Here is a 16,647-nt window from a genome sequence, read left to right on the forward strand (position 1 = left end):
GGCCCCGCCCGTTATCCACAAGATATTGGCGTATTCCCGCCCAAACCGGCCTTCAGGAGCGGGTGACGCAAGGTCGGCCGCGGCGCAGGAAAGCTTGATCTCGGGTGGAGACGAGCGCCGCTTCGACCTTTCCTTTTACGGCGGCTGCCGTAGCATCGGGACAGCGTGCAAGGAGGCTTCCATGATCCCCGCCCTGACCCTGATCCTTCTCTCCCAGCTTGCCGGCGAGACGATTTCGCGCGGGCTCGGCCTGCCGCTTCCGGGCCCGGTTCTGGGGATGATCTTCCTGCTGGTCGCGATGAGCGTCTCGGAGCGGATACAGGCTATCGTCCGGCCGGTGGCGCAATTCATCCTCTCGCACCTGTCGCTGCTGTTCGTGCCGGCGGGGGTGGGGATCGTCGCCCATCTCGACGCGCTCCGCGCGCATGGGGTGGGGGTTCTGGTCGCGCTGATCGGCTCGACCATGCTCGCCATCGTGGTCGGCGCCGCGGCCTTCGTCTGGGTGGCGAAGCTGACCGGGAGCAAGGCCGATGACTGATCCGTTCAAGCTCTGGTCCTATCTGTCCGCAACGCCGCTCCTGTGGCTCTGGGCCACGCTGGTCGCCTACTGGATCGGCGACACGATCTTCCGCGCCGTCGGGCGCAATCCTTTCGCCAATCCGGTGATGATCGCGGTGATCCTGCTCGGGGGCGTGCTGCTGGCGACCGGCACGCCCTATCACCGTTACTTCGACGGCGCGCAATTCGTGCATTTCATGCTCGGCCCCGCGACGGTCTGCCTGGCGGTGCCGCTCCATGCGAACCTGCCGAAGGTGCGGCGCGCGGCCCTGCCGATCCTCGCGGCGCTGGTGGCGGGCTCTGCCACCGCGATCGTCTCGGTGCTCGCGATCGCGAAGGCGATGGGGGCGGGGCCGGAACTCTTGGCCTCGCTCGCGCCGAAATCGGTGACCGCGCCGGTCGCGATCGGGATCTCGCAGGAGCTCGGGGGCGAGCCCTCGCTGACCGCGGCGCTCGTGATCCTCACCGGAATGATCGGGGCCATCACCGTGACGCCGATGCTCAATGCGCTGCGCTTTCGCGACTGGCGCGCGCGGGGGCTCGCGGTGGGCGTGGCTGCGCATGGGATCGGGACGGCGCGCGCCTTTCAGGTGCACGAGACCGCAGGCGCCTTCGCCTCGATCGGGATGGGGCTGAACGCGGTGCTGACCGCCTTTCTCGCCCCCGTCCTGCTCAGCCTGTTCGGTTAGAAATTCCGCGGCGGGCGCGCCTTGTAGACCGGCAGCCGCCAGCCGAAACACAGCGAGCCCGCACGCAGGGTGAAGGTCACCCCGCCGCAGATCAGGAGCGCGGTGAAACTGTCCAGCCCCGCCCCGCTCGCGATCAAGGCCGAGGCCGCACCCGCGAAGGCGCAGGTGAGATAGAGCTCGCCCTGCTTGAGAACCAGCGGCACCTCGTTGCATACGACATCGCGCATCAGCCCGCCGAAGGTGCCGGTCACCACGCCCATGATCAGCACGATCGAGGGCCCGTGGCCGAGCCGCATCGTCACCGCGACCCCGGCAGGCACCGCGACCGCAAGCGCGCAGGCATCGAGCCAGAGCAGCGCGCGGTAGCGGCTCTCCAGAAGATGCGCGGTGAAGAACACGGCCACCGCCGCGCCGGCCGCGATCAGAACATAGGTCGGATCGCCGACCCAGAAGACCGGGTCGCGGCCCAGCAGCAGGTCGCGCAGGGTGCCGCCGCCAACGGCGGTGAGCGCCGCGATGAAGATGAAGCCGACGATGTCGAGCTGCTGGCGCGAGGCGACCAGCGCCCCGGTGAGCGCGAAGACCAGAACCGCCGCATAATCGAGCCCCGCTCCGATCGGCAGATCGGCCGCCCAGGCGGGCAGGGCGCTCATCCGGCCTTGCCCGGCTTGAAGGGCTCCATCCCGGCGCGCGCGAGTTCGTCGGCGCGCTCGTTCTCAGGATGCCCGGCATGGCCCTTGATCCATTCCCAGGTCACCTGATGGCGGCGCTGCGCCTCGTCGAGCCGTTGCCAGAGATCGACATTCTTCACCGGCTTGCGGGCGGCGGTCTTCCAGCCATTGCGCTTCCAGCCGTGAATCCAGCCGGTCACCCCGTTCTTCACATAGGCGGAGTCGGTGGTGATCGTGATCTCGGCCGGACGCGCCAGCACTTCGAGCGCGTTGATCGCGGCGAGAAGCTCCATGCGATTGTTCGTGGTCTCGGCCTCGCCGCCCGAGAGCTCGCGCTCCTTGACGATCCGGTCGCCATCCATCGCGCGCATCAGAACACCCCAGCCTCCGGGGCCGGGATTGCCGCTGCACGCACCGTCGGTCCAGGCGAAGAGTTTAGTCATGAAGGCCGATATATCCGTCGAGAGAAGCGATCCGCGCAAGCCAGTTCCGGAGCGCGGGGAAGGGAGAGAGGTCATAGCCGCCACGCGTCTCGGCGGTGTGGGTATAGGCATAGAGGCAGATATCCGCGAGGCTCAGCGCGGTCCCCGCAAGCCAGTCGTGCCGGGCCAGACGGTCGTCCATGATCTGCAGCAGGCCGTTGCCGCGATCGAGCAGGCGCGCGAGCGCCTCGGGCGTCGCGTCGGCCTTGCGATGGGGATACTGGAGCAGCGCCGCACGCACCGCGATCACGCCCTCATGCTGGTTTTGCTCCCAGAACATCCAGCTGAGCATCCGCGCCCTCTCGAACGCATCCGCGGGGATGTATGGGGTACCCTCGCCCAGATAGCACAGGATCGCGTTCGATTCCGCGAGCACACGCCCGTCATCGAGATGCAGGGCGGGGGCTTTGCCGAAGGGGAGCGCGCCGCTCGCATGGGCCTCGGCCAGCGCGGCGCTGCCATATTCCACGTCGATCCGGTCATATGCCTGCCCGAGCAGCGCGAGCAGCAGCCGCAGCTTGTAGCTGTTGCCCGAGGAGGGCATCGAATAGAGTTTCATCGGATCACACCCGCACAAGCGCGATCAGACAGGCCACGACCACCGCGGTCAGCCCGATGCGCAGTTTCAGCCACCAGCCAGGCGCGAGCCCCTCGCGCTGGAAGAGCCAGTCGAGCGGCAGCAGTGCGAGAAAGCCGATCAACAGCACGAAATTCACCGGGACACCGAAAGCGACCAGAGCGATGAAGGCGAGGACCGGCGTGACGGCGAGGATATAGGCCATGTCCCAGTCGCCCTTCGCGGCAAAGCCCCAGAGGCTTCCTGCCATGAAGCAGAAGATCATCAGACCATAGGCCAGAACCGCGACGCGGGGCTGCGCCACGAGCGCGAAGGCGCCGGTCTGCACCGCGAGCACGCCCCAGACGAAGGGGATCAGCCCGGCAAGGCCGAGCACGAGCGCCGTGCCCGGGATCTTCGGGCCGAGCCCGCGCATCACGCGACCTCCCGCAATACGCGCGGCACCTTGAACTCGATATCCTCGCGCGCGGTCTCGATCTGGTCGACGGTCAGGTCGAAGCGCGCGCGGAACGCGTCGATGACCTCGTCGATCAGGACCTCGGGGGCGCTTGCGCCTGCGGTCACGCCCACGGCCTTCGCGCCTTCAAGCGCGCGCCAGTCGATATCCTCGGCCCGCTGCACGAGTTGCGCATAGGCACAGCCGGCGGCGCGGCCGACCTCGACGAGACGACGCGAATTCGAGGAATTGGGCGCACCGATCACCAGAAGCGCGTCGATCCGCGGCGCCATTTCCTTCACCGCGGCCTGACGGTTGGTCGTGGCGTAGCAGATGTCTTCCTTGGCCGGGCCGACGATCGCGGGGAAGCGCGCCTGAAGCGCGGCGACGATCGCGGCGGTATCGTCGACCGAGAGCGTGGTCTGGGTGATGAAGGCAAGCTGCTCGGGATCGCGCGGGGTGATCGTGGCGACATCCTCGACCGTTTCGACCAGCAGCACCTCGCCCTCGGGCAGCTGGCCCATCGTGCCCAGAACTTCCGGATGTCCGGCATGGCCGATCATCACCATCTGTAGGCCGCTCTGCGAGTGGCGCTCCGCCTCCTTGTGGACCTTGCTCACCAGCGGGCAGGTCGCATCGACGAAGATCATCTCGCGCCGCTCGGCCTCGGCCGGCACCGATTTCGGCACGCCATGGGCCGAAAAGATCACCGGCCGGTCATCGGGGCATTCGTCGAGCTCCTCGACGAAGACCGCACCCTTCTTGCGCAGCGTGTCCACGACGTATTTGTTATGGACGATCTCGTGGCGGACATAGACCGGCGCGCCCCATTTCTCGAGCGCCATTTCCACGATCTTGATCGCGCGATCGACGCCCGCGCAGAATCCGCGGGGCGCGGCGAGATAGAGGGTCAGGGACGGTTTCATCGCGCTCTCCTTTGTCTTGGCCCCAGACCTAAAACGCCGAGGCCACCGCGTCCAGTGTTCGATCAGTTCACCAGGCCGATCGCACCCGCGGTCAACCAGGCCAGAACGGCGTAGCGGCCCGCCTTGGCGACAAAGACCAGCGGCACGAAGATCCACAGCGACATGCGCAAAATGCCCGCCACGAGGCAGATCAGATCGCCGCCGGGCGCCCAGCTCAGCAGAAGGAGCCCGATGCCCCAGCGTTCGAACCAGCGATGCCCGCGCGCAAGCTGCGCCTCGGTCGCGGGAAACCATTTGCGGTCGCGCCAATGCGTCACCCCATAGCCGAGCGCGTAGGTGACGAGCGAGCCGATCGTGTTGCCCACCGCCCCCACGAGGATCAGCTGCCAGATCGGCGCGGTTCCGGCCGTCTGCAGTCCGACGAAGACGATCTCGGACTGGAACGGGATCGGGGTCGCGGCCAGCAGGGCCGAGACGAAGAGGCCGATCAGGGAAGCGTTCTCGAGCATCGAGCGTGGCTCCGGTTGAGCGAAAAGGGCGCGCGGTTTGCCCGCGCGCCCCTTCAAGCATGTTTTTGATCCGGCGTCAGGCCTCGATCAGACCGTTTCGGCGGTTTCCTCTTCGCGCGTCTCGCGCGGCGGGCGACCGATCACTTCGCGAAGCGCGTCGAGTTCGATGAAGTTGTCGGCCTGGCGACGCAGCTCATCCGCGATCATCGGTGGTTGGCTGCGGATGGTCGAGACCACCGAGACGCGGCAGCCCTGACGCTGGAGGCTTTCGACCAGCGGGCGGAAATCGCCGTCGCCCGAGAACAGCACGATATGGTCGAGGCGCGGTGCGAGTTCCATCGCATCGACCGCCAGCTCGATATCCATGTTGCCCTTCACCTTCCTGCGTCCCATCGAGTCGGTGTATTCCTTGGCAGGCTTCGTCACCATCGCGTAGCCGTTGTAGTTCAGCCAGTCGACCAGCGGGCGGATCGGCGAATACTCTTCGTTCTCGAGAAGCGCGGTATAGTAGAAGGCCCGCAGGAGCTTGCCCCTGCGTTCGAATTCCTGCCGCAGCAATTTGTAGTCGATGTCGAAACCCAGGGCTTTCGCCGCCGCGTAAAGATTGGAGCCGTCGATAAACAGGGCCAGCCGTTCGTCCTTGTAGAACATTAAGTCCTCATACACAGGTGAAGTCGGCGCCCGAAATCAGTTTGAATGTGCGAACCAATTGAACATAATCAACTCAGCACGTATGAGCTGGGCGCTCCACGATTTAACATTCGACATATCGCATTTTGCGACCGGAGCGAAAACTGTCTATATGGACAATGATTTGTATATTGCGCTCGGCGCGAATATGCCGAGCAATGCAGGATTGCCCGACGCGACGCTCCGGGCCGCGTTGGGCGAAATGGCAGCGCGCGGCTTGTCCCTGCAGGCGGTCAGTCGGTTCTTCGCCACACCCGCGGTCCCGTCGGGGTCCGGGCCGGATTACCTCAATGCCTGCTGCAGGTTGGCCTCCGACAGGTCCCCGGGCGAGGTGCTCCAGATCCTGCATGAAATCGAGGCGGAATTCGGCCGGGTACGCGAGGGACGCTGGCAGGCGCGGGGCATCGATCTCGATCTGATCGCGATGGGTGACGCGGTTCTGCCCGATCCGACGGTCTATGCGAAATGGCGTGACCTTTCACCGCAGGCGCAGCTCGTCGAGGCGCCCGATCACCTTGTTTTGCCGCATCCGCGGCTTCAGGATCGCGCCTTCGTGCTGATTCCCCTCGCCGATATCGCCCCGCTCTGGCGTCATCCCGTGTCCGGCCTGAGCGTCGTCGAGATGCTCGAAGCGCTGCCCGAGAATGAAAAAGCCGCGATCCGGCCGCTTCTCGAGGCCCATTCGGCCCAATGACCGCTTGTGTTTCGCGCCTGCAGCGCCTAAGTAGGCGGTTCAATCCGAGTTCTTCTGGAGAGACCCATGGCCCGCGTGACGGTTGAAGATTGCGTTGACAAGGTTCCGAACCGCTTCGAGCTGGTGATGCTGGCGTCGCACCGCGCGCGCGAGATCGCGGCCGGCGCGCCGATCAGCGTCGATCGCGACAACGACAAGAACCCGGTCGTCGCCCTGCGCGAGATTGCCGACGAGACCCAGTCGGCCGAGGATCTGCGCGAGCGTCTCATCGAGAGCAACCAGACCCAGATCGAGATCGACGAGCCCGAAGAGGATTCGATGGCGATGCTGATGGGTGGCGAGACCCCCGATCGCGCCGTCGAGGACGACATGTCCGAAGAGCGCATGCTGCGCGCCCTGATGGACGCGCAGGGCCGCGAGTAATCCTCTTACGATCCGGAACGAGCGCGCATGATCGACGTCGAAGACCTGATCGCGCTCGTTCGCAATTACAATCCGAAGACCGATGCCGATCTGATCCGCAAGGCCTATGCCTACGGTAAGGACATGCATGACGGGCAGTTCCGGCATTCCGGCGAGCCCTATTTCTCCCACCCCGTCGCGGTCGCCGCGATCCTGACCGAACAGCGGCTCGACGATGCGTCCATCGTCACCGCCCTCCTGCACGACACGATCGAGGATACCCGTTCGACCTATTCCGAGGTCGCGCGGATCTTCGGCGAGGAGATCGCGGAACTGGTCGACGGGGTTACCAAACTCACCAATCTGCAACTGTCGAACGCAGCCTCGAAGCAGGCCGAGAACTTCCGCAAGCTCTTCATGGCGATGTCGAAGGATCTGCGGGTGATCCTCGTCAAGCTCGCCGACCGGCTGCACAACATGCGCACGATCCGCGCGATGCGGCCCGAGAAGCAGGCCCAGAAGGCGCGCGAGACGATGGAGATCTACGCGCCGCTCGCGGGTAGGATGGGTATGCAGTGGATGCGCGAGGAGCTCGAGGATCTCGCCTTCAAGGTGCTCAACCACGAGGCGCGCACCTCGATCATTCGCCGCTTCGTGAGCCTGCAGAAGGATGCGGGTGACGTCATCCCGAAGATCACGGCCGATATCCGGCACTTGCTCGAAGAGGAAGGGATCGACGCCGATGTCTTCGGCCGTGCGAAGCGCCCCTATTCGATCTGGCGCAAGATGGAGGAGAAGCAGCTCACCTTCTCGCGCCTGTCCGACATCTACGGCTTCCGCGTCATCACCCGGACCGAGATGGATTGCTACCGGGTGCTCGGCCTGATCCATCATCGCTGGCGCGCGGTGCCCGGCCGGTTCAAGGATTACATCAGCCAGCCGAAATCGAACGGCTACCGCTCGATCCACACCACCGTGTCGGGGCGCGACGGCAAGCGCGTCGAGGTGCAGATCCGCACCCGGCAGATGCACGAGGTGGCCGAGGCAGGCGTCGCCGCGCATTGGTCCTATCGGGATGGCGAGCGGGCCCAGAACCCCTTCGCGGTCGATCCGGCGAAATGGCTCGCCTCTCTCAATGAACGGTTTTCCGAGGGCGAGGGCGACCACGACGAATTTCTCGAGAACGTCAAACTCGAGATGTATTCCGATCAGGTCTTCTGCTTCACCCCCAAGGGGGACGTGGTGAAACTGCCCAAGGGCGCGACCCCGATCGACTTCGCCTATGCGATCCATACGCGGATCGGCAATTCCTGCGTCGGCGCGAAGGTCGACGGGATCCGCGTGCCGCTCTGGACCCGGCTCAAGAACGGCCAGTCCGTCGAGGTGATCACGGCCGCCGGTCAGCGCCCGCAGCTGACCTGGCTCGACATCGTGGCGACGGGTCGCGCGAAGGCCGCGATCCGCAAGAGCCTGCGCGAGGAAGACCGCGACCGCTTCATCAAGCTCGGCCACGAGCTTGCGCGGGTGGCTTTCGAACATGTCGGGCGCAAGGTCTCGGACAAGGCGCTGCGCACCGCGGCCAAAACGCTCGGGCTCGCCGACGAGGACGAGGTGCTCGCCCGGCTCGGTTCCGCCGAGCTTGCGGCATCGGATGTGCTCGAGGCGCTCTATCCCGAACTGGCTTCGAGCCAGAGCGAGACCGAGGTCGAGCCGACCCGCGCCGTGCTCGGTCTCGGCGCCGACCAGACCTTCCGCCGCGCCGATTGCTGCCAGCCGCTGCCCGGTGAGCGGATCGTGGGCATCACCTATCGCGGGCGGGGCGTCGTGATCCACGCGATCGACTGTCCGGCGCTCGAGGAATTCGAGGACCAGCCGGAACGCTGGGTCGATCTGCACTGGAAGACGGGCCGCCATCCGCCGGTCTATACCGCGATGCTCAAGATCACGATCGCGAACGACGCGGGGGTGCTGGGGCGGATCTGTACCTTGATCGGCCAGCAGAAGGCCAATATCTCGGACCTCAAATTTACCGACCGGAAGCCCGATTTCTATTCGCTTCTGGCCGAGGTCGAGCTATGCGATGCAGAGCATATGCACCGCCTGTTGACGGCGCTCGAGGCGGAGAGCGACGTCGCGCAGGTGGAGCGCGTCAGGGAGCTGTCGCGCAAACCCTGACGCAAAACGCCGTCGGGGGAGGGGGGAAAGGACACAAGACTTGGTCTTCAGGCGGCGCGAGAAGAGGGGGTTATGGGCGAACCTGCGCGAGGCGGTCTGGCCCCGTTCGGGATGGTCGCGTGCCTTCCAATATGTGAAGCATCGCGTGAACCGGCTGCCCGATCGGCCTCACCGTATCGCGCGCGGCGTCTGGGCCGGGGTGTTCGTGTCCTTCACACCGCTTTTCGGCTTCCATTTCGTGACCGCCGCCACGGTTGCCTGGATCATGCGCGGCAACATCCTCGCGGCGATCCTTGCCACCTTCTTCGGCAATCCGATCACCTTTCCGATCATCGCGGTCTTCTCGGTCAAGCTCGGCCACAAGATCCTCGGTGACCGGTTCGATCGCGGCGGCCCGCCCGAGGGGCTGTTGCAGACCTTCCAGGCCGCAAGCCACGATCTGCTCCACAATTTCTGGGCCATGTTCACGCCCGACCGCGCCGAATGGGGCGGGTTGCAACGGTTCTTCGCGGATGTCTGGTTGCCCTATCTGGTGGGCGGGATCATCCCCGGCGTGATCGCGGCGACGGTCTGCTATTACGTCTCGCTGCCGATCATCACCGCCTATCAGAACCGCCGCCGTTCGCGGCTCAAGGCGCGGCTCGAGAAGATCCGCTCCAAGATCAAGCGCGAGGAAAAGGGCAAGGAGTGAGGCCGCAGGGCTGCCGCAGGCGTCACCGCGGCGCGCGCCGGAGCCCTTGCGCTGCCAGCGCTTCGCTCAGGCAATAGCCGCGTCTCTGGGCCTTGCGGCGGAAGGTTTCGGCTGCCGCGACCGCGTCGCGGAGATTCGAGAACCAGCGCAGGCATTGCCGCCCGTCATGGCCGCGAATGCCCCATTCGCGCAGCACGGTGTATTCCCCGAAGAGATTGTCCGAGACCTCGACGCGGTAGAAACGCCGTGCGCCGGGCCGGTGAAGAATGAGGTTGAGCATGGCAGTGCTCCGAGATCGCGGTTTCGTGAATTGAATCAGACGTGCCGGCGCTTGGCTAGGAAAAAAGAGTTAACGCGCCGTGGCTCAGCCCCAGCGGACATCGCCGAGGAAGATGTAGCCCGCCCCGTAGATCGTCTTGATGAGCCGGGGGTTCTTCGGGTCCTCGCCGAGCTTGGTCCGGAGCCGCGAGATCCGCACATCCATCGCCCGGTCGAAACTCTCGCCCGCGGCCCCGCCGAGGCTCTCCTGCATCTGCGCCCGGGTGATCAGGCGGTTGGGGCTTTCGAGGAACAGCCGCAGCACCTCGCCCTCGGCATGGGAGAAGGAGGTTTCGTGGCCCGCCTCGTCGACCAGAAGGAAGCGGTCGAAATGCGCGGTCCAGCCGGCGAAGCGCGCGGTTTGCGCGGTGGGTTGCGCCTCGCCGCGTCCCTTGCGCAGCCGGGCCCGGATCCGGGCGACCACCTCGGTCGGGTCGAAGGGCTTGATGATGTAGTCGTCGGCGCCCAGTTCGAGCCCGGTCACCCGGTCCTGCACCTGCGCGCGCCCCGAGATGATGATGATCGCGGCTCCGGATTCGAGCGCCAGCCGGTGCACGAGCGCGAGCCCGTCCCGGTCGGGCAGTCCGAGATCCACGAGGCAGACATCGGGCGAAGAGCGCTTGAGGCCCGCCTCGAACTCGGTCGCGCGCGCATAGCTGGTGGTCCGGAACCCCGCCTCCTCCAGCGCATCCGCGAGCATCCGGCGGATTTCCGGCTCGTCATCGAGAATGGCGACAAGAGGCTGGTCTGCGCTCATCGACGGACTCCGGACAGATGCGCGGCGAGCTGCCCCGCGGAGAAGGGTTTCTGGATGACCGGGCAGGGCGCCTGCGCGCGCAAGGCATCACCGGGCGGCAGCGAGGTCATCAGGATCACCGGGATCTGATCGCCGATGGCGCGCGCGAGGTCCACCCCCGTTCGACCTCCGGGAAGCTGGATATCGGAGAGCACCGCGCCGATATCGGGCAGTTGCAGAAGTGCCTCGGCCTCGGCCACCGAGCCGGCCTCGACGACGGTATGATCGAGCCCGCGCAGCATGTCGCGGGTCACGGCGCGGATCTCCTCGTTATCCTCCACCAGAAGCACCAGCAGCGGCGCGGGTTGCGCCTCCGCGATCCGAAGCGGCAGGCGTAGCGTGACCTGCGCGCCATCGGCGGTGTTGCGCAGCCGGACCGTACCGCCGGCGAGCTTGGTCTGGTCATAGACCATCGACAGGCCTAGCCCCGAGCCTTCGCTGCCCTTGGTGGTGAAGAAGGGATCGAGCGCGTGGGCGAGCGCCTCTGGCGAAAAGCCCGGCCCCTCGTCGCGCACGGATATCTCGACCCAGGTGTCGCGGACCGGATGCGCGGCGATGCGGATCGTGCCGCCGGTCTCGCGCATCGCGTCATTCGCGTTGAGGATGAGATTCAACAGGCTGTCCTGCAACGGGCCGGGATCGAGCAGGATAGGCGCCTCGAGACCTGCGATCTCGATATCGAGCGTCACCGGCTCGTGCAGCGTCGGCCCCGCCATCGCGGCCAGATCGTCGAGCATATCGGCGAGGATCACGGCTTGCGGACGCAGCTCGCGCGGGCCGGATATCGCGGCGATCCGGTCGAGAAGCGTGCCGCCGCGGCGCGCCGCCGCAAGGGTCGCGCGGATCGCTTCATTGGCATCCGCAGGCAGGCCCTCCATCCGTTCGAGCCGGCCCTGAAGCCCGAGGATGATCGTGAGGAGATTGGCGAAATCATGGGCGAGCCCCGAGGAAAGCTTCGCCGCCAGTTCGCGCTTGCTCGCCTGCGCGAGCGCGGCGCGCGCCTGGGCCTCATGGGTCACGTCCGTCGACAGGATGAAGACGCCATGCACCTCTCCATCCGCGCCGCGATCGGGTGTGAGCGCCACGCGGATGCGGCGGCCCGACGGGTCGTGGGTGATCTCGAGGACGTTTGCCTCGCCCCCGAGCGCGCGCTCGAAATTCGCCTCGACCTTGGTGAAGGTCTCGGGGCCGAGCGCCTCGCGCGCATGGTGGCCCACCACATCGGCCAGCGAACCCGGCATCACCGAGGACAGGCGCCGGTTCGAGAATGTATAGACGAAGTCCTGGTCCACATGGGCGATATGGGCCGGCATCATCTCGGTCACCTGCCGGGTGCGGGCCTCGGTTCGCGCCAGCTCCCGCGAGGTTTCCTCAAGCGCCGCATTGGTCGCCGCGAGCGCCCGGTTCGCGGCCGCCAGCGCCTCCGCGTGATCGAGAAGCTGGTCCGAGAGTTCCTCGGAACGCCCGCGCAGCAGCGCTTCCTGTCGCTTGATCTCGGTGATGTCGGTATAGACCGTGACCCAGCCGCCCTGCGGCAGTGGCGCCCCCTCGACCGAGATCGTCCGGCCGTTGGGGCGGGTGCGTTCCATGTAATGCGGCTCGAAGGCGCTGGCGGTCTCCACGCGATCGCGCACCGACGCCTCGACATCCTCCACGGGGCCGTATTCGCCGCGCGTGACAAGGTAGCGGATCGTATCCTCGAAGGTGGCGCCCGGTTGCGTAAGCGCGTCGGGAAGGTCGAACATCAGCTGATACTGCCGGTTCGACACCGCGAGCCGCAGGTCGCTGTCGAAGATCGACAGGGCCTGCCCGATCAGGTTCAACCCCGCCTGGGTCAGCCTTTCCCGGCTCGTCTCGATCACCTTTTCCTCCCCGGCATCCTGTTTGCGTAGCACCGGGGCGCGCGCGCGCAAAGCCCGTTTCGCTGCGCAGCGATGCGCGGAAAGAATTCGTTACAATCGCGAAAAGATCACGAAAACTTTGACAGCCAGCCTCACCCCATGCCGAACTGGGCGCGGAGGATTCGCCCCGTTGCGGAGAGGGACGCCGGTCAACCGGCGCGAGGGAGGAAAATTTGGCTGACGCAGTCGCGAAGGGGCAGGATTCTGCCCAGTCGATTCCTGCGCTCTTGGCGCGGAACGTAGCCCGATATGGCGGCTATCCCGCCTATCGCGAAAAGGAATTCGGAATCTGGCAAAGCTGGACCTGGGCCGAGACCGCGGAGGAAATCCGCGCGATGGCGCTCGGTTTCCTGAGTCTCGGCGTGGAGCGCGGGGATTACATCGCCATCATCGGACGCAACCGTCCGGCGCATTACTGGGCGATGGTCGCGGCGCAGATGTGCGGCGCGGTGCCGGTGCCGCTCTATCAGGACGCGGCCGCCGACGAGATGGCCTATGTGATGGAGCATTGCGGCGCGCGTTTCGTGGTCTGCGGCGATCAGGAGCAGGTCGACAAGATCGTCGAGATCGAGGACCGGATCCACACGATCACCCATGTGACCTATACCGACAAGCGCGGGATGCGGAAATACGACCATGCCCGGATGAACGCGCTCGAGGATGTGCAGCGGGAAGGCCGTGCGGGGCATCACCGTTACGAGACGGAACTCGACAAGCGGATCGCCGAGCTCGATTACGACAGCACCTGCGTGATGCTCTACACGTCGGGCACCACCGGCAAGCCGAAAGGCGTGGTTCTGTCGAACCGCAACATCATCGAGACCGCGAAGGCGTCGAGCGAATTCGACCATCTCAACCACAATGACGAGGTGCTCGCCTACCTTCCGATGGCATGGGTGGGCGATTTCATCTTCTCGATCGGGCAGGCCTATTGGTCCGGGTTCACCGTGAACTGCCCGGAAAGCCCCGAGACGATGATGATCGACCTGCGCGAGATCGGGCCGACCTATTTCTTCGCTCCGCCGCGGGTCTTCGAGAACCAGCTCACGAGCGTGATGATCCGCATGGAAGATGCGGGCAAGTTGAAGAAACGGCTTTTCGATCACTACATGAAAGTCGCCCGCGACGTGGGGCCCGACATTCTCGACGGCAAGCCGGTGAGCTTCGGCAGACGTATCTCTTACGCGTTCGGGAATCTCTTCATCTACGGGCCGCTCAAGAACACGCTCGGCTTCTCGCGCATCCGCGTGGGCTACACCGCGGGCGAGGCGATCGGGCCGGAGATCTTCTCCTTCTACCGCTCGCTCGGCATCAACCTGAAGCAGCTCTACGGTCAGACCGAGGCCTCGGTCTTCATCACCCAGCAGCCCGATGGCGAAGTGCGCGCGGATACGGTCGGCGTGCCGAGCCCGGGCGTCGAGGTGAAGATCGGCGAGAATGGCGAGGTCTATTACCGCTCGCCCGGCACTTTCGTGGAATATTACAAGAATGCCGAGAGCACGGCCTCGACCAAGGATCCCGAAGGCTGGGTTGCGACCGGCGATGCGGGCTTCTTCGAGGAAGATACCGGCCATCTGCGGATCATCGACCGTGCGAAGGATGTGGGCAAGCTGGCCGACGGCCGTTTGTTCGCGCCCAAGTACATGGAAAATAAGCTGAAATTCTACCCCTCGATCCTCGAGGCGGTGGTCTTCGGCGCGGGCAAGGATCGCTGCACCGCCTTCATCAATATCGACCTGACGGCGGTGGGGAACTGGGCCGAGCGCAACAACATCTCCTACGCCTCCTATCAGGAGCTCGCCGGGCATCCGCGCGTCTACGAGATGATCCGCGAGCATGTCGAGGAGGTGAATGCGAGCGTGGCCGAGGACCCGATGCTCTCGGGCTGCCAGATCCACCGCTTCCTGATCCTGCACAAGGAGCTCGACGCGGATGACGGCGAGCTGACCCGGACCCGCAAGGTGCGCCGCAACATCATCGCCGAGAAGTTCGGCGATCTGATCGAGGCGCTCTATGCCGGGCGCGACGAGATCTACACCGAAACGGAAGTCACCTACGAGGACGGCCGCAAGGGCAAGATCAAGGCCACCCTGCGGATCGAGGATGCGAAGACCGTTCCGGCGGGACCAATGGCGGAGGCTGCGGAATGAACGATATGAGCGACGGCTACGTCACCGCCGACGGCCGCCAGATCGGTGGCGTTCTCATGGAGATGAAGAACATCACGCTGAAATTCGGCGGCGTGACGGCGATCAAGGATATCTCCTTCGATGTCCGCGCGGGCGAGATCCGCGCGATCATCGGCCCGAACGGGGCCGGGAAATCCTCGATGCTGAACGTCATCTCGGGATTCTACGTCCCGACCGAGGGCGAGGTCTGGTTCAAGGGCGTCAAGCGCGGGCCGATGCGGCCCTATCAGGTCGCCCGGCTCGGCATCGCCCGGACCTTCCAGAACATCGCGCTTTTCGACGGCATGTCGGTGCTCGACAACATCCTGACCGGCCGGTTGACCCTGATGAAGAAGGGGCTCCTGAGCCAGGCCGCTTGGTGGTGGTCGGGCGCGGCTCAGGAAGAGTACGAGCATCGCGAGAAGGTCGAGAAGATCATCGACTTCCTCGAGATCCAGAATATCCGGAAAACGCCCGTGGGCCGTCTTCCCTATGGTCTCAAGAAGCGGGTTGAACTCGCGCGCGCGCTTGCCGCCGAGCCGAAGATCCTGCTGCTCGACGAGCCGATGGCCGGGATGAACGTCGAAGAGAAAGAGGACATGAGCCGCTTCATCCTCGACGTGAATGACGAGTTCGGCACCACCATCGTCCTGATCGAACACGATATGGGCGTCGTGATGGACCTCTCCGACCGGGTCGTCGTGATGGATTACGGCAAGAAGATCGGTGACGGCACACCCGACGAGGTGCGCACCAATCAAGACGTGATCGACGCCTATCTGGGGGTGGCCCATGACTGAGACCATCCGCATCGCAACTCAGACATCGGAGGCCCGCCATGCCTGATATCGTTCTCTATGCCGCCGAGGTGACGCTCAACGGGCTGATGGCGGGCGTGCTCTATGCGCTCGTGGCCCTGGGCTTCGTCCTGATCTTCAAGGCGTCGGGCATCTTCAACTATGCGCAGGGCGTGCTCGCCCTCTTCGCCGCGCTGACGCTGGTGGGCATCCAGAGGGGGCAGGTGCCCTTCGCCCATCTCATCAACGCGATGACCGGCAAGCATTACACCAATTTCCCATGGGAGATTCCCGCTCTGCTGGCGATCCTGCTGACCGCGGCGGTGATGGTGGTTCTCGCGATCATCATCGAGAAGCTTGTGCTCAAACACCTGGTGAACCAGGCGCCGATCATCCTTTTCATGGCGACGATCGGAATGGCCTATTTCCTCGAAGGGTTCGGGGACGTGATGTGGGGCTCGGACATCAAGACGCTCGACGTCGGCCTGCCGCAGGGTCTCAACGAGATGATCGACAACACCACCTATAACTGGTTCGGCTACGGCTTCTTCATCGACAATCTCGACATCGTCGCCTCCGTCGTGGCGGTGCTGCTGGTGACGGCGCTCACGCTGTTTTCGCAATTTTCGAAACAGGGCCGGGCGCTGCGCGCGGTGGCCGATGACCACCAGGCGGCGCTTTCTGTCGGGATCTCGCTGCGCTTCATCTGGATCCTCGTCTGGTCGATCGCGGGCTTCGTGGCGCTGGTCGCGGGCGTGATGTGGGGCTCGAAATCGGGCGTGCAGTTCTCGCTCTCGCTGATCGCGCTGAAGGCGCTTCCGGTGCTGATGCTGGGTGGGTTCACCTCGATCCCGGGCGCCATCGTGGGCGGTCTGATCATCGGCGTGGGCGAGAAGCTCTTCGAACTGCTGATCGGCGCGCCCTTCCTCGGCGGGGCGACCGAGAACTGGTTCGCCTATGTGCTTGCCCTCGTCTTCCTCGTGTTCCGTCCGCAAGGCCTGTTCGGCGAGAAGATCATCGAGAGGGTCTGAGCGATGATGCAATTGCAGCGTGAAAAAGATGTTGATCGGTTAATGGCGGTGCGACAAGCTGTCACATGCCGCGGCGTAAACGGGGAGGGAGCCCGCTGTCGCGTGCGCGTGACGAGCATTGGGAGGACCGTTACCC

Annotated in this window: 19 protein-coding genes; 9 read left to right on the forward strand and 10 right to left on the reverse strand. The window is 65.1% G+C overall.

Translation table 11 applies throughout. The features are described 5' to 3' along the window. Positions 1-181: 181 nt before the first annotated feature. Complete coding sequence (locus DW2_RS11420) at positions 182-538, forward strand: CidA/LrgA family protein (RefSeq protein ID WP_038146597.1); 357 nt, start codon at positions 182-184, stop codon at positions 536-538. Continuing rightward, positions 531-1,247, forward strand: a complete 717-nt coding sequence (locus tag DW2_RS11425) for an LrgB family protein (RefSeq protein WP_038146599.1) — start codon at positions 531-533, stop codon at positions 1,245-1,247. The genes DW2_RS11420 and DW2_RS11425 overlap by 8 nt, the downstream gene beginning before the upstream one ends. Here the strand turns inward: DW2_RS11425 and DW2_RS11430 are convergent. The 7 genes from DW2_RS11430 to DW2_RS11460 all read right to left on the reverse strand — a co-directional run bounded on the left by DW2_RS11430 (position 1,244) and on the right by DW2_RS11460 (position 5,499). Then, entirely contained in the window at positions 1,244-1,900 is a 657-nt protein-coding gene (locus DW2_RS11430; RefSeq protein ID WP_051855919.1) for a trimeric intracellular cation channel family protein, read from the reverse strand. The two genes, DW2_RS11425 and DW2_RS11430, sit on opposite strands and share 4 nt — an antisense overlap. After that, positions 1,897-2,361 (reverse strand): ribonuclease HI, encoded by a 465-nt coding sequence (gene rnhA / locus DW2_RS11435; protein WP_038146601.1) that lies wholly within the window; start codon positions 2,359-2,361, stop codon positions 1,897-1,899. Before rnhA ends, DW2_RS11430 begins: the two co-directional genes overlap by 4 nt. Then, a complete protein-coding gene (locus DW2_RS11440; RefSeq protein ID WP_038146604.1) occupies positions 2,354-2,959 on the reverse strand; it encodes a glutathione S-transferase family protein in 606 nt (201 codons plus the stop codon). Before DW2_RS11440 ends, rnhA begins: the two co-directional genes overlap by 8 nt. A 4-nt stretch (positions 2,960-2,963) precedes the next feature. After that, a complete protein-coding gene (locus DW2_RS11445) occupies positions 2,964-3,392 on the reverse strand; it encodes a DUF3429 domain-containing protein (protein ID WP_038146606.1) in 429 nt (142 codons plus the stop codon). After that, positions 3,392-4,339, reverse strand: a complete 948-nt coding sequence (gene ispH / locus DW2_RS11450; RefSeq protein ID WP_038146608.1) for a 4-hydroxy-3-methylbut-2-enyl diphosphate reductase — start codon at positions 4,337-4,339, stop codon at positions 3,392-3,394. Before ispH ends, DW2_RS11445 begins: the two co-directional genes overlap by 1 nt. 62 nt (positions 4,340-4,401) lie before the next feature. Next, complete coding sequence (locus DW2_RS11455; RefSeq protein ID WP_038146610.1) at positions 4,402-4,848, reverse strand: YqaA family protein; 447 nt, start codon at positions 4,846-4,848, stop codon at positions 4,402-4,404. Positions 4,849-4,935: 87 nt separating this feature from the next. Then, positions 4,936-5,499: a LabA-like NYN domain-containing protein gene (locus DW2_RS11460; RefSeq protein WP_038146612.1), complete on the reverse strand. Its 564-nt coding sequence runs from the start codon at positions 5,497-5,499 to the stop codon at positions 4,936-4,938. Positions 5,500-5,650: 151 nt separating this feature from the next. Here DW2_RS11460 and folK point away from each other — a divergent pair, with 151 nt between their 5' ends. The 4 genes from folK to DW2_RS11480 all read left to right on the forward strand — a co-directional run bounded on the left by folK (position 5,651) and on the right by DW2_RS11480 (position 9,500). Next, complete coding sequence (gene folK, locus DW2_RS11465) at positions 5,651-6,232, forward strand: 2-amino-4-hydroxy-6-hydroxymethyldihydropteridine diphosphokinase (protein WP_038146613.1); 582 nt, start codon at positions 5,651-5,653, stop codon at positions 6,230-6,232. 66 nt (positions 6,233-6,298) lie between these two features. Next, entirely contained in the window at positions 6,299-6,655 is a 357-nt protein-coding gene (rpoZ, locus tag DW2_RS11470; RefSeq protein ID WP_038146614.1) for a DNA-directed RNA polymerase subunit omega, read from the forward strand. Between the two features lie 27 nt (positions 6,656-6,682). Further along, positions 6,683-8,809, forward strand: a complete 2,127-nt coding sequence (locus DW2_RS11475; RefSeq protein ID WP_038146617.1) for a RelA/SpoT family protein — start codon at positions 6,683-6,685, stop codon at positions 8,807-8,809. A gap of 40 nt (positions 8,810-8,849) precedes the next feature. Continuing rightward, positions 8,850-9,500 carry a DUF2062 domain-containing protein gene (locus DW2_RS11480; RefSeq protein ID WP_038146619.1) on the forward strand — a complete coding sequence of 217 codons (651 nt, stop codon included), beginning with the start codon at positions 8,850-8,852 and terminating at the stop codon, positions 9,498-9,500. Between the two features lie 22 nt (positions 9,501-9,522). Here the strand turns inward: DW2_RS11480 and DW2_RS11485 are convergent, their stop codons facing one another. The 3 genes from DW2_RS11485 to DW2_RS11495 all read right to left on the reverse strand — a co-directional run bounded on the left by DW2_RS11485 (position 9,523) and on the right by DW2_RS11495 (position 12,476). Beyond that, positions 9,523-9,780, reverse strand: a complete 258-nt coding sequence (locus DW2_RS11485) for a WGR domain-containing protein (RefSeq protein ID WP_051855922.1) — start codon at positions 9,778-9,780, stop codon at positions 9,523-9,525. A gap of 84 nt (positions 9,781-9,864) precedes the next feature. Further along, the gene (locus tag DW2_RS11490) at positions 9,865-10,575 is read right to left on the reverse strand and encodes a response regulator transcription factor (RefSeq protein ID WP_038146621.1); all 711 of its coding nucleotides are present in this window, start codon (positions 10,573-10,575) and stop codon (positions 9,865-9,867) included. Further along, complete coding sequence (locus DW2_RS11495) at positions 10,572-12,476, reverse strand: hybrid sensor histidine kinase/response regulator (RefSeq protein ID WP_156102953.1); 1,905 nt, start codon at positions 12,474-12,476, stop codon at positions 10,572-10,574. The genes DW2_RS11490 and DW2_RS11495 overlap by 4 nt, the downstream gene beginning before the upstream one ends. A gap of 212 nt (positions 12,477-12,688) precedes the next feature. On the opposite strand from DW2_RS11495, the gene DW2_RS11500 reads away from it, so the two are divergent. The 3 genes from DW2_RS11500 to DW2_RS11510 are packed head-to-tail and all read left to right on the forward strand — an operon-like array spanning position 12,689 to position 16,511. Then, positions 12,689-14,665 (forward strand): long-chain fatty acid--CoA ligase, encoded by a 1,977-nt coding sequence (locus DW2_RS11500; RefSeq protein ID WP_038146622.1) that lies wholly within the window; start codon positions 12,689-12,691, stop codon positions 14,663-14,665. Then, positions 14,662-15,483: an ABC transporter ATP-binding protein gene (locus tag DW2_RS11505; protein WP_038146624.1), complete on the forward strand. Its 822-nt coding sequence runs from the start codon at positions 14,662-14,664 to the stop codon at positions 15,481-15,483. Before DW2_RS11500 ends, DW2_RS11505 begins: the two co-directional genes overlap by 4 nt. Positions 15,484-15,521: 38 nt before the next feature. Continuing rightward, the gene (locus DW2_RS11510) at positions 15,522-16,511 is read left to right on the forward strand and encodes a branched-chain amino acid ABC transporter permease (RefSeq protein WP_038146626.1); all 990 of its coding nucleotides are present in this window, start codon (positions 15,522-15,524) and stop codon (positions 16,509-16,511) included. Positions 16,512-16,647: the final 136 nt, after the last annotated feature.

The sequence above is a fragment of the Thioclava atlantica genome, from assembly GCF_000737065.1.
GTDB lineage: Bacteria > Pseudomonadota > Alphaproteobacteria > Rhodobacterales > Rhodobacteraceae > Thioclava > Thioclava atlantica.

What these genes read in the sequence shown, in the direction of transcription:
- DW2_RS11485 (WP_051855922.1), bottom strand. Translation starts at nt 9,780, where the DNA reads ATGCTCAACCTCATTCTTCACCGGCCCGGCGCACGGCGTTTCTACCGC.
- rnhA (WP_038146601.1), bottom strand. Translation starts at nt 2,361, where the DNA reads ATGACTAAACTCTTCGCCTGGACCGACGGTGCGTGCAGCGGCAATCCC.
- DW2_RS11440 (WP_038146604.1), bottom strand. Translation starts at nt 2,959, where the DNA reads ATGAAACTCTATTCGATGCCCTCCTCGGGCAACAGCTACAAGCTGCGG.
- DW2_RS11430 (WP_051855919.1), bottom strand. Translation starts at nt 1,900, where the DNA reads ATGAGCGCCCTGCCCGCCTGGGCGGCCGATCTGCCGATCGGAGCGGGG.
- DW2_RS11510 (WP_038146626.1), top strand. Translation starts at nt 15,522, where the DNA reads ATGCCTGATATCGTTCTCTATGCCGCCGAGGTGACGCTCAACGGGCTG.
- DW2_RS11475 (WP_038146617.1), top strand. Translation starts at nt 6,683, where the DNA reads ATGATCGACGTCGAAGACCTGATCGCGCTCGTTCGCAATTACAATCCG.
- DW2_RS11420 (WP_038146597.1), top strand. Translation starts at nt 182, where the DNA reads ATGATCCCCGCCCTGACCCTGATCCTTCTCTCCCAGCTTGCCGGCGAG.
- DW2_RS11455 (WP_038146610.1), bottom strand. Translation starts at nt 4,848, where the DNA reads ATGCTCGAGAACGCTTCCCTGATCGGCCTCTTCGTCTCGGCCCTGCTG.
- DW2_RS11490 (WP_038146621.1), bottom strand. Translation starts at nt 10,575, where the DNA reads ATGAGCGCAGACCAGCCTCTTGTCGCCATTCTCGATGACGAGCCGGAA.
- DW2_RS11505 (WP_038146624.1), top strand. Translation starts at nt 14,662, where the DNA reads ATGAACGATATGAGCGACGGCTACGTCACCGCCGACGGCCGCCAGATC.
- ispH (WP_038146608.1), bottom strand. Translation starts at nt 4,339, where the DNA reads ATGAAACCGTCCCTGACCCTCTATCTCGCCGCGCCCCGCGGATTCTGC.
- rpoZ (WP_038146614.1), top strand. Translation starts at nt 6,299, where the DNA reads ATGGCCCGCGTGACGGTTGAAGATTGCGTTGACAAGGTTCCGAACCGC.
- DW2_RS11445 (WP_038146606.1), bottom strand. Translation starts at nt 3,392, where the DNA reads ATGCGCGGGCTCGGCCCGAAGATCCCGGGCACGGCGCTCGTGCTCGGC.
- folK (WP_038146613.1), top strand. Translation starts at nt 5,651, where the DNA reads ATGGACAATGATTTGTATATTGCGCTCGGCGCGAATATGCCGAGCAAT.
- DW2_RS11460 (WP_038146612.1), bottom strand. Translation starts at nt 5,499, where the DNA reads ATGTTCTACAAGGACGAACGGCTGGCCCTGTTTATCGACGGCTCCAAT.
- DW2_RS11425 (WP_038146599.1), top strand. Translation starts at nt 531, where the DNA reads ATGACTGATCCGTTCAAGCTCTGGTCCTATCTGTCCGCAACGCCGCTC.